At 65.7% G+C, this 11556-nt stretch carries 8 protein-coding genes; 3 read left to right on the top strand and 5 right to left on the bottom strand.

Translation table 11 applies throughout. From position 1 onward, the window contains the following. Positions 1-77: 77 nt before the first annotated feature. Together glgB and recD2 are read right to left on the bottom strand one after the other, a co-directional pair. Entirely contained in the window at positions 78-2324 is a 2247-nt protein-coding gene (gene glgB, locus QQZ18_RS14300) for a 1,4-alpha-glucan branching protein GlgB (protein WP_284541591.1), read from the bottom strand. Positions 2325-2504: 180 nt separating this feature from the next. Next, entirely contained in the window at positions 2505-4688 is a 2184-nt protein-coding gene (gene recD2, locus QQZ18_RS14295) for an SF1B family DNA helicase RecD2 (protein ID WP_284541590.1), read from the bottom strand. 130 nt (positions 4689-4818) lie between these two features. Here recD2 and QQZ18_RS14290 point away from each other — a divergent pair, with 130 nt between their 5' ends. After that, the gene (locus tag QQZ18_RS14290; protein WP_284541589.1) at positions 4819-6393 is read left to right on the top strand and encodes a glucan biosynthesis protein; all 1575 of its coding nucleotides are present in this window, start codon (positions 4819-4821) and stop codon (positions 6391-6393) included. Between the two features lie 54 nt (positions 6394-6447). Here QQZ18_RS14290 and truA read toward each other — a convergent pair whose 3' ends face one another. The 3 genes from truA to def form a co-directional block, all read right to left on the bottom strand. Beyond that, positions 6448-7185 (bottom strand): tRNA pseudouridine(38-40) synthase TruA, encoded by a 738-nt coding sequence (truA, locus tag QQZ18_RS14285; protein ID WP_284541588.1) that lies wholly within the window; start codon positions 7183-7185, stop codon positions 6448-6450. Positions 7186-7190: 5 nt separating this feature from the next. Continuing rightward, a complete protein-coding gene (fmt, locus tag QQZ18_RS14280; protein ID WP_284541587.1) occupies positions 7191-8123 on the bottom strand; it encodes a methionyl-tRNA formyltransferase in 933 nt (310 codons plus the stop codon). A gap of 371 nt (positions 8124-8494) precedes the next feature. Beyond that, entirely contained in the window at positions 8495-9013 is a 519-nt protein-coding gene (gene def / locus QQZ18_RS14275; RefSeq protein ID WP_284541586.1) for a peptide deformylase, read from the bottom strand. Between the two features lie 119 nt (positions 9014-9132). Between def and QQZ18_RS14270 the strand changes: the two genes are divergently transcribed. Both QQZ18_RS14270 and QQZ18_RS14265 read left to right on the top strand, forming a co-directional pair. Next, complete coding sequence (locus QQZ18_RS14270) at positions 9133-10137, top strand: 2-hydroxyacid dehydrogenase (protein WP_284541585.1); 1005 nt, start codon at positions 9133-9135, stop codon at positions 10135-10137. A 270-nt stretch (positions 10138-10407) separates the two neighbouring features. Beyond that, positions 10408-11511, top strand: coding sequence for an ABC transporter substrate-binding protein (locus QQZ18_RS14265; protein WP_284541584.1), 1104 nt, complete (start codon positions 10408-10410; stop codon positions 11509-11511). Positions 11512-11556 lie beyond the last annotated feature (45 nt).

The following is an 11556-nucleotide window of genomic DNA, read 5'->3' as shown; positions in this document are numbered from 1 at the left end:
CAGCCCTCCCTATGCGCGTTCCCAGAAGGGCAACACGCGGGGAGGGCACACAGGCTGGCCAGAAACTGGCGGCGGCACTATCCCTTCGCCTTGCCCTTCTTTGCCGGCTTTTCTTCGGCTGCGGGCGCCTCGCCATCCCAGCGCAAGATGACGACGGCGAGCGGCGGCAAGGTCAGATCGAGCGAGAAGTCCATGCCGTGGCTCGGGGCGTCGTTGGCCGTGAGCCGCCCCTTGTTGCCCATGTTGGAACCGCCGTAGATTTCGGCGTCGGAGTTGAACACCTCGCGCCAGACGCCGGCGCGCGATACCCCGACGCGATACCCCGAACGCGGCACCGGCGTGAAGTTTCCGACGACGAGGCAGGGTGCGTCACTCTCGAAGCCCCAGCGCATGAAGGCCAGTGTCGACTGCTCGTTGTCGTCCACCACCACCCACTGGAAGCCTTCCGGCTCGAAGTCGCGGGCATGCAGCGCCGGTTCTGCCCGATAAAGCGTATTGAGGTCGCGCATCAGGCGCTGGATGCCGAGATTGCTCGCCCGGCTTTCGAGCCACAGGTCGATCGTGCCGTCGTGGTTCCACTCGCGCCCCTGGGCGATCTCGTTGCCCATGAAGGACAGCTTCTTGCCGGGGTGGGTCCACATGAAGGCGTAGTAGGAGCGGAGGTTGGCGAAACGCTGCCACTCATCGCCGGGCATGCGGCCGAAGATCGAGCGCTTGCCATGCACCACCTCGTCGTGGCTGAGCGGCAGCACGAAGCGCTCGGAATAGGCGTACATCAGCGCGAAGGTCAGCTGATTGTGGTGATATTTGCGATGAACGGGCTCGAGCGAGAAGTAGTCGAGCGAATCGTGCATCCAGCCCATGTTCCACTTGTAGGAGAAGCCAAGGCCGCCGTCGGCCAGTGGGGCGGTCACGCCCGGCCACGCGGTGGACTCCTCGGCGATCATCAACGCGTCCGGCACTTCGTGGGCGATGACGCCATTGAGGTGCTTGATGAAGGACACCGCTTCCAGGTTCTCCCGGCCACCATACTTGTTTGGAATCCACTCGCCCGGCTGGCGCGAATAGTCGCGGTAGAGCATCGACGCCACTGCGTCGACCCGGAGGCCGTCGATGTGGAAACGCTTCAGCCATTCGAGTGCCGAGGCGACCAGAAAGCCGATCACTTCGGTGCGGCCGAAGTTGTAGATCAGCGTGTTCCAGTCCTGATGGAAGCCTTCGCGCGGGTCCTGGTGCTCGTAGAGCGGCGTACCATCGAAGTGGGCGAGGCCATGGGCGTCGGTCGGAAAATGCGCCGGCACCCAGTCGAGGATGACGCCGATGCCCGCCTCGTGGCAGGCGTCGACGAATCGGGCAAAGTCGGCCGGCGAACCATAGCGGGCCGTGGGCGCGAACAGCCCGAGCGGCTGATAGCCCCATGAACCGCCGAACGGATGCTCCATGATCGGCAACAGCTCGATGTGCGTGAAGCCCATGTGCTTCACGTAAGCCACGAGATGCTCGGCGAGGAAACGCCAGGTAACGGGCTTGCCGTCCGGACGCTGCCACGAGCCGGGATGCACCTCGTAGACGGAAAACGGCGCGGTCCTGGACTGGAAGGCGGCGCGGTTGCGCATGAAGGTGGCATCGTGCCATTCGAACGGCTTGGGATCGGCAACGATGGAGGCGGTGGCCGGCGCCAGTTCGTACTGGCGGGCGACGGGGTCAGCTTTGTCGGGCAGCAGCTCGCCGTGGGCACCGATGATCTCGTACTTGTAGGCTTCGCCAACGGGAAGGCGAGGGATGAACAACTCCCAGACGCCGCATTCGCGGCGGAGTCGCATCGGGTGGCGGCGGCCGTCCCAGACGTTGAAGTTGCCGACCACCGAAACGCGCTGGGCATTGGGGGCCCAGACGGCGAAGCGCACGCCCGGCACGCCCCCGACTTCGGTGACTACGGCACCCAGTGCGTCGGTGAGCTGCCGGTGCTGCCCCTCGGCGAGCAGGTAGACATCCATTTCACCGAGCAACGGCCCGAAGGAGTATGGGTCTTCCGCCTCGTGGCTGCCGTTCGGCCACTCGACCCGCAGGCGGTAGAGGCCTGGATCGCCCTGCGCGAAAGCCACCCACAGGCCACCTTCCACGTGCTGGAAGTCGGCGAGTTTGCGTCCGTCGGAGGAAATCAGCGCGATGGCGCGGGCGTTCGGCTTGAAGGTCCGGATGACGGTCCGCGCACCTGATACCCGATGCGGCCCGAGAAGTGCAAAGGGGTCGCCATGGGTTCCCTCGGTGATCGCCCGGACCGCACCGTCCGTCAGTCCCTCACGCAACCCGAGATCCACCATCGACCCATCTCCCGAATTCGATCGCTATTTCTCGACGTTACGCGGAAGCCAAGGCGAGGGCAAATGGCTTTCCGACCAATCAAAGCAACTGGTTGAAATGGCCCGCGGCCGCGCGCGGCGTGCAACGATGCAGAGCGAAACGGACCTTTCCGAGCAGAAATCCTTCGTCTTGGAGCTGGGTCAGCCGGTCAGCATGGACTTCAGACGGGTAAACCGCCGGCGGATCCTGTCCCCCGAGAGCGCCATCTCCAGCGCTCGCGGTTCAGCCACCAGCACGACCAGTTGCCGGCCGCGCGTCGCCGCCGTGTAGAGGAGATTGCGGGCCAGCATGATCGCGTGGTCGCGCAGGAGCGGGATCACCACCGCCGGGTATTCCGAGCCCTGGCTTTTGTGAATGGTGATGGCATAGGCGCGAGTCAGCGCCTCAAGGTCCTCGAGGCCGTATTTCACGTCGCGCCCGTCGAAGGAGACGACGACTTCGTCTTCTTTCTGGCGGATGCGCTTCAGAATGCCGAGGTCGCCGTTGAACACGTCGCGATCGTAGTCGTTCTCGATCTGCATCACCTTGTCGCCGGTGGCGTAGGTTTGGCCGAATCGTTCGATGCGGTCGAGCGGCGCGCCGTTCAGAAGTTCGGCAAGACGGTCGTTGAGGTTGCGGGCGCCGCAGATGCCCTTCTGCATCGGCGTGATCACCTGCACGTCGCGCATGGCATCGAGACCGAAGCGGCGAGGGATGCGGTTGCCGACCACCTCCAGGATCTTGGCCAGCGCATCGTCGGCCCCGCGCGCCTCGATGACGTAGAAGTCGGCAAGTTCGCCGGAGGGCGGCGGCTCCGGCCATTCGCCCCGATTGATTCGGTGGGCGTTGACGATGATCCGGCTCTCTTCGGCCTGGCGGAAGATCTCGGTCAGACGGGCCACGGGCACCAGGCCGGCGCCGATGATGTCGGCGAGCACCTGGCCCGGTCCGACGGACGGCAACTGATCGACGTCGCCGATCAGGATCAGCGCCGCGTTGAGCGGCACGGCCTCGACCAGCGCGGCCATCAGCGGCACGTCGACCATCGACGTTTCGTCGATCACCACCACGTCGGCTTCCAGCGGTTCGGACGCCGAGCGCTTGAAGCCGCCGGTCGTTGGGTCGATTTCCAGAAGGCGGTGGATGGTCTTCGCCTCGCGGCCAGCCTGTTCGGCCATGCGGCGGGCGGCGCGGCCGGTCGGAGCGGCGAGCGCCACCGTGAGCTTCGAGGTGGCGATGGTGGCAAGCAGGGCTTCGAGCAGCGTTGTCTTGCCGACGCCGGGGCCGCCGGTGATCACCGAGACCTTCGCACCGGCGACCAGCGCCAGCGCTTCGCGTTGCGATGGGCTGAGCTGCATGCCCTTTCGCGTTTCGAACCGCTCGACGGCCGTGTCGACGTCGATCTTGCCCCAAGGTGGGCGCCCTTCGGAGAGAGCCTTGAGGCGGCTGGCGACGGAGCGTTCGAAGCGGGCGAGGCGGCGAACGGCCAGAAACGCGGTGCCGTCGATGTCGAAGGTCTCGACATCGCCCTGAGCGATAGCTCCTTCCACCTCGGCCGACACGGCGTCGGCATCGACACCGAGCAGCCGTTCGGCACGCTCCAGCACGTCGGCGCGCGGCACGGCCGTATGGCCGTCGTCCGCCGCGCCCTCGATGGCATGGGCGATTCCGGCCCGGATGCGCTCCGGCGCGGCGCGGTCGATGCCGAATTTCTCGGCGATCTCGTCGGCGCCGGCAAAGCCGATGCCGCGCACCTCGCGGGCGAGGCGATAGGGGTCTTCCTCGACCAGCTTTACCGCTTCCGGTCCCAGGACCTTCCAGATGGCCACGGCGCGCGCCGTGGCGATACCTTTGTCCTGGAAGGCGATCATCACGTCCTTGACCGCCTTGCGCTCCCGGTAGCTTTCGGCGATGCGGGCGGCGGTCTGCTTGCCGAGGCCTGGCACGGTGACGAGCCGCATCGGCTCGTTTTCGATGACGTCGAGCGCCTTGGCCCCGAACACCTGCACGATGCGCTCGGCCATCGCCGGCCCGATGCCGGAAATGAGGCCCGACCCAAGAAAGCGCACCACCGCATCCTTGCCGGTGGGCTCGTGCGTCTCGATGCGGTCGGCGCGGAACTGCAGGCCGTGGACCTTGTCGGTCATCCACTGGCCCTCGGCGTCGATCTTTTCACCTGCGGCCACGGTGGGAACGTGGCCGACGACCGCCACAGGGTCCTTTCGGCCGCGCACGCGTATCCTCAACACCGAGAAGCCGTTTTCCTCGTTGTGGAAGGTAACGCGCTCGACCGTGCCGGTGAGCCGCTCGAACAAACGCTCGGATGGTCGGGAATCATCAATCATTCTACCAGTTATGCAGTGTTCCACTACTGTTCGTCGAGCCTTGATCGGTCTATGTATGCGCCCGTCGCGCCGCGCTCCGATAACGATCGGCATGGCTGGCGCCGACTCTTCGTCGGAGTGTGTCCCTCTCATGTCGTCCGAGCTTACCCGCCGTGACCTTCTGGCCATGCTGGCCGCTCTCGGGCTCGTCCCGAGCCTTTCCGCAACCGAGGCTCTCGCCGTTGAGGCGTCGACCAGGCTCGGCAAGCCGAAGCCCTTTTCCTTCAGCAAGTTGATGACCGCCGCCAAGGAGCGGGCCGCCGCCGCCTACGTGCCGGAGGTGCCGCGCGCCTTCGAGGCGCTGGAAGCCATCGACTACGACAGGCATTGGCAGATCAAGTTCAAGGACGATCACACCGTCCAGGCGGCCGGCGGCAAGGCGCCGCTTCGCTTCTTCCACCTCGGCCGTTACTTCAAGCTGCCGGTCGGCATCTATCTCGTCGATGGCGACAAGACGCAGGAAGTCCTCTACTCGCCGGACTATTTCGACATTCCCGAGGGCAATCCGGCCGCCAGCCTGCCGGGCGACATCGGGTTCGCCGGCTTCCGCGTCATGGACGATACCGGCCAGCGCGATTGGCTGGCCTTCCTCGGGGCCGCCTATTTCCGCTCGTCGGGTGCGCTCGACCAGTACGGCCTGTCCGCCCGCGCGCTGGCCATCGACGTCGCCATGCCGACGCCCGAGGAGTTCCCGCGCTTCACCAACTTCTACTTCGGCGCCTCCAAGGACGGCCAGTTCGCCATCTATGCCGACCTCGAGGGGCCGCGCGTTTCGGGCGCCGTTCGCTGGGATGTCAGCCGCGACGAGAACCGCACGGTCGTCATGGACATGGCCGTACGCTTCTACCCGCGCGAGGATATCGCCCGCTTCGGCGTGGCGGCGCTGACCTCCATGTTCTGGTACGACGAGACCAATCGTCAGCGGGCGCCCGACTGGCGGCCGGAGATCCACGACTCGGATGGCCTATCGATCTGGAACGGTGCCGGCGAACGAGTCTGGCGGCCGCTCAACAACCCGATCAACGTGATGACGTCGACATTCGTCGACAAGAACGTCAAGGGCTTCGGCCTCTGTCAGCGCGACCGCTCTTTCGAAGACTATCAGGACGACGGCGTCTTCTACGAGAAGCGGTCGACGGTATGGGTCGAGCCGAAGGGCGAGTGGGGCGACGGCGCGGTGCAACTCGTCGAGATTGCCACCGACGACGAGATCCACGACAACATCGTTGCCTACTGGCTGCCGGCGGCGCCGGCCATCAAGGGCAGTGAGATCGCCTTCGACTATCGCCTGACCTGGGGCGTCGACGAGCCGAACCCGGCGCCGGTCGGCCGCGTCTACTCGACGCGTCTCGGCTTCGGCGGCGTGCCCGGTCAGACCCGCCCCGCCGGTGTCGTCAAATATGTGATCGATTTCGACGGTGGCGACCTCAGCACCTATGACCAGTCGTCGGGCGTCGAGGCTGTGGTCTCCGCGTCGTCCGGCTCCATCTCGGGCGTCTACACGCTGCCGGTGGTGGGTACCACGCGTTGGCGGGCCGTGTTCGACTTCAAGGGCGACGGCCCCAACCCGGTGGACATGCGCCTCTACCTTCGCGCCGGCGACAAGACGCTGACCGAGACCTGGCTTTACCAGCATCTGCCGACCACGTTCGTCTGGCCGAAGTGATCCGGGCGGGCGGTTGAGTTCGATGGGGCGGGGAGGAAACTTCCCGCCCTTTTCTCAATAGTCGACCTGCATCAGGCAAAGCCCCTCGGGCGGAGCCACCGGCGCGCACGCGCTGCGATCGGTGGCGTCCAGCGACGCCTTGAGATCGGCCGCCGTCCAGCGACCGTCGCCGACCTTCCGGAGCCCTCCGACCATCGACCGCACCTGATTGTGCAGGAATGAGCGCGCCGAGACCAGGAAGTGAATCTCGCCGTCCACCGCGACCACATCGAGCTGATCGAGCGTCTTGACCGGGCTCTTCGACTGGCAGTCCGAGGAGCGGAAGGTGGTGAAGTCGTGCCGACCGAGCAGCACCTTGGCGGCATCCGCCATGCGCTCGACGTCGAGTGACGCGTGGACGTGCCAGACGAGGTGACGCTCCAGCGTCGGCGGTGCCCGCCGTGCGAAGACACGATACCGATAGTGACGCCTCACCGCCGAAAAACGAGCGTCGAAGCTCTCCGGCACCTCTTCGGCTGACACGATGGTGATGGCGTGCGGCCTCAGGTGAACGTTGCCGGCGTCGCGGATGGTATCGGTGCGCAACGTCTTGCCGATGTCGAAGTGGCAGACTTGGCCGAGTGCGTGAACGCCGGCATCGGTACGGCCGGCGCCCTTGAGGACGATCCTCTCGCCGGTGAACCCCTGGATCGCCCGTTGCAGGTAGTCCTGTACGCCGGTTCCTTCGGCCTGCGATTGCCAGCCGGAAAAAGCGGTGCCGTCATATTCGATGAGCATCCGGTAACGGGGCATATCGGTCAGCCGAACTGGAAGCCGGTGCCCAGGCGGGCACCGCGTGCGAAGTCGGCGAAGGACATCGCCTTCGAACCGGCCCGCTGCACGGTGAGGAGGCGCACCGCGCCTTCGCCGCAGGCGACCATCCCTTCGACCGACAGCAGGGAGCCGGGTAACCCGGAGCCCTCGGCCCGCTCGGCCCGGAGGAGCTTGACCCGCTCCTCGCCCTTGCCGAGATCAGCCATGAACCAGGCGCCGGGGAAGGGCGAAAGGCCGCGCACGTGATCATGCACCACAGTGCCCGTCAGGTGCCAGTCGACGCGGGTCTCCTCGTTGGTGATCTTCGCGGCGTAGGTGACACCGTCCTCGCCTTGGGAAACGAAGGATATCGATCCATCCTCGATTTTGCCGAGGGCCTCGGCCATCAAGGCGGCGCCCGTCGGCGACAGTGCGTCGTGCAACTCGCCGGCGGTCATGTTCGGTCCGATGACGACGCGGGCGGTCAGCGCCACCGGGCCGGTGTCGAGCCCTTCCTCCATCTTCATCACCATGACGCCGGATTCCGCGTCGCCGGCCATGACGGCACGGTTGATCGGCGCAGCCCCGCGCCAACGCGGCAGCAGCGAGGCATGCAGGTTGAGACAGTGGAGGCGAGGGGCGTCGAGCACGGGCTTCGGCAGGATGAGGCCGTAGGCGACGACAACGGCGACATCGGCGCCATGGGCGGCGAAGGTCGCCTGCGCCTCCTCCGTCCTCAGTGTCTTTGGCGTCAGAACCGGAATGCCCAGCGCATCGGCGCGGACGTGGACCGGCGAGCGACGAAGGTCCATGCCGCGTCCGGCCGGCTTCGGCGCACGCGTATAGGCGGCGATGACCTCATGTCCCGCCCCGACGACGGCGTCGAGCACCGGCACCGAGAAATCGGGCGTTCCCATGAAGACGATCTTGAGCGGCATGGCGATCCTGCGGCAGTTGTTCTGCCCGGCGTTTCATACCATGCGGATGGCGGCGTCAAGCATCGGAACCGCGTGAAGCCGCGAAAGCGGCTTCCGGCGCCAAGCGGCGCCCGCGCGGAGCGCGAAAGCCAAGGGCGGGAGGCCCGCCGGCGATTGAGGCGAACAAAGCCGAAAGCGGGTTCCGGCGCCAAGCGGCGCCCGCGCGGAGCGCGAAAGCCAAGGGCCGGAGGCCGCCAACGATTGAGGCGAACAAAGCCGAAAGCGGCTTCCGGCGCCAAGCGGCGCCCGCACGGAGCGCGAAAGCCAAGGGCCGGAGGCCCGCCGGCGATTGAGGCGAAGAAAGCCGAAAGCGGCCTTAAGACGCAGGAAAACTAGATCCTCGTCTTTTCCTTGGCCGCCTTGGCGAACTTCTTGGTGACGCGGTCGCGCTTCAGCTTGGAGATGTGGTCGATGAACAAGACGCCGTCGAGATGGTCGATCTCGTGCTGCAGACAGGTGGCAAGCAGCCCGTCAGCTTCCACCTCCTCCGGCTCTCCGGCGAGGTTGGTGTAACGGACGCGAATCTTGGCCGGTCGCTCGACTTCCTCATAGTAGTCGGGGATCGACAGGCAACCTTCCTCGTAGACCGACAACTCCTCGGATTTCCAGAGAATTTCCGGATTGATGAAGACGCGCGGCTCCTTGGCGTCCTCGTCGTGCGAGACGTCGATGGTGATGAGGCGGTTCATCTCGCCCACCTGCACGGCGGCAAGGCCGATGCCGGGCGCCGCGTACATGGTTTCGAGCATGTCTTCGGCAAGCTTGCGAACGCCATCGTCGACGCGGGCGATGGGCGCCGAAGTCAGTCGAAGCTGCGGGGCGGGAAGGATAACGAGGGGGCGTGTTGACATGAAAAGTCAGATACGCATGGCAGCTATTGCCGTCAATAGCGACCATCCGGGCATGTCCTGGGAACTGTGGGCCGTTCACGCGAAACGGCGCAAGCCAATGCAGTCGGCGGCGGATGGGCATGGCTTGCGTTTCCGCTCTCAAGCCGGGCAAGGTGGAGCATCTTCTCCATCCGGGAATCGCCATGACCATTCTCGTCGCCGTTCGGGGCTGGAAGCCCGATCATTGGATCCAAGCCCTGCGGGAGGCTGCGCCCGATCGCGCGGTGGTGCTGCCGGGCGACGATTTCAACCCAGCCAGCGTCCGTTACGCTCTCGTCTGGAAGCCGGAGCCCGGCTATCTCAAAACATTCCCCAAGCTCGAGGCGATCTTCTCGCTGGGGGCCGGCGTCGACCATCTCACCACCGATCCGGATCTCCCCAACCTTCCGGTCGTTCGCATCGTCGACCCCGATCTGACCGGGCGGATGACCGAATGGGTCGTGCTCAACGTGCTCCTGCATCACCGCCGTCATGCCCATTACGCGGCGGCACAGGCGGCCGGCGGTTGGAAGCCGCTCCGCCAGTGGGCGGCCAGTGCCGTTCGCGTCGGCATCATGGGGCTGGGCGAGCTCGGGCGGGACGCCGCACGGGCGCTCCTGGCGCTCGGCTTTCAGGTCGCCGCCTGGAGCCGAACCGAGAAGCGCATGGAAGGTGTCGATTGCTTCCATGGCGAGGAAGGACTTGCGCCCTTCCTCGCTCGCACGGACATTCTCGTGTCCTTGTTGCCGCTGACGGCGGAGACCGAGAACCTGATCGACGGCGCCGTCATCGATGCGCTGGCCAAGGATGGCCCTCTCGGCGGTCCGGTCATTCTGAATGCCGGCCGCGGCCGGTCACTGGTCGAGGCCGACCTGGTCGAAGCGCTGCTGGACGGCCGCGTGAAAGGCGCAAGCCTCGATGTCTTCGCCACCGAACCATTGCCGGCCGAGAGTCCGCTCTGGCAGGCGCCCAATCTTTTCATGACGCCTCATGTCGCCGCCGAGAGCGATCCGGTGGCGCTCAGCCGCTATGTAATCGGCGAGATCGCCGCTTACGAGGCGGGGCGGCCCCTCCGTCATCTTGTCGATCGCGACAAAGGCTACTGAGCGCAAAGGCGAAAGCCCTTAGGCGGCGAAAAACGCAACGTCCCGAATGGACTGGGCGAATTGACGGCACGCACAACAAACTGTCATATAACTCAGGTAACGAAGAACGCGGAGACGGCGAACCTTTCTGAGACCGCTCGCGGCATCCCGGATCGGAGCGCCTTCTAGAACGCGCAAACCTCGCCCGCTTCCTTGCGGAGGCGGGTATGGGGCGTTGCCGAAGAGTGGGAAATCCGGGTGCCGGAGTGTCCGGCCAACAGGGGAACCATCATGTCTTTCAAACTGTTTCTCGCGTCGACCATCGCCGCGCAGGCCGTTCTGTGCGTTTCCACGCCCGTGTTCGCGGCGTCGCTGGATGAACTCGTCGCTGCCGCGAAGGCCGAAGGCAAGCTGACCACCATCGCCCTGCCGCACGACTGGTGCGGCTACGGTGCCGTTATCGAGGGCTTCAAGGCCAAGTATGGTCTCGAGGTCAACGAGCTCAATCCCGACGCCGGCTCCGGCGACGAGATCGAGGCGATCAAGGCCAACAAGGGCAACACCGGCGATCAGGCGCCTGACGTGATCGACGTCGGTCTCAGCTTCGGTCCGTCCGCCAAGGCCGAGGGACTTCTGCAGCCCTACAAGGTGGCGACCTGGGACAGCATCCCCGACAGCGCCAAGGACGCCGAGGGCTACTGGTACGGCGACTACTACGGCGTGATGTCCTTCGGCATCAACAAGGACCTCATCAAGGACAGCCCGGCCGATTGGGCCGACCTCCTGAAGCCGGAGTTCGCCAACGCCGTGGCTCTGGCCGGCGATCCGCGCGCTTCCTCGCAGGCCATCTCGGCCGTCTTCGCGGCAGGCCTGTCGGCCGCCGGTGGCGATGTCGCCAAGGCTGGCGAGGCCGGCCTCGGTCTCTTCAAGGATGTCGTCGCCAAGGGCAACTTCGTGCCGGTGATCGGCAAGTCGGCCTCCCTCGCGCAGGGCACGACGCCGATCGTCGCCGCCTGGGACTACAACCTTCTGTCCTGGCGCGACACGCTCGCCGGCAACCCGCCGATCGACGTCGTTGTGCCGAAGACCGGCGTGCTGGCCGGTGTCTACGTTCAGGCGATCTCGGCCTATGCGCCGCATCCGAATGCCGCCAAGCTGTGGATGGAGTATCTCTACTCGGATGAAGGTCAGCTCGGCTGGCTGAAGGGCTATTGCCATCCGATCCGCTTCAACGACCTCGCCAAGAACGGCAAGGTGCCGCAGGAGCTGCTCGACAAGCTGCCGCCGGCCGAGGCCTATGCCAACGCCATCTTCCCGACGCTCGACGAGCAGGCGGCCTATAAGGAAACCATCACCAAGAATTGGGACAGCGTCGTCGGCGCCGACGTCAAGTAAGGCCCGGAGCGGCCACATGGCCGCCCGCCTCCCTTCCCGGTACCG

Origin of the sequence: Pleomorphomonas sp. T1.2MG-36, from assembly GCF_950100655.1 — a bacterium.
Taxonomy (GTDB): Bacteria; Pseudomonadota; Alphaproteobacteria; order Rhizobiales; family Pleomorphomonadaceae; genus Pleomorphomonas.
Note: the sequence above shows the minus strand (reverse complement) of the source record. Positions and strands in the feature narration are given on the sequence as shown.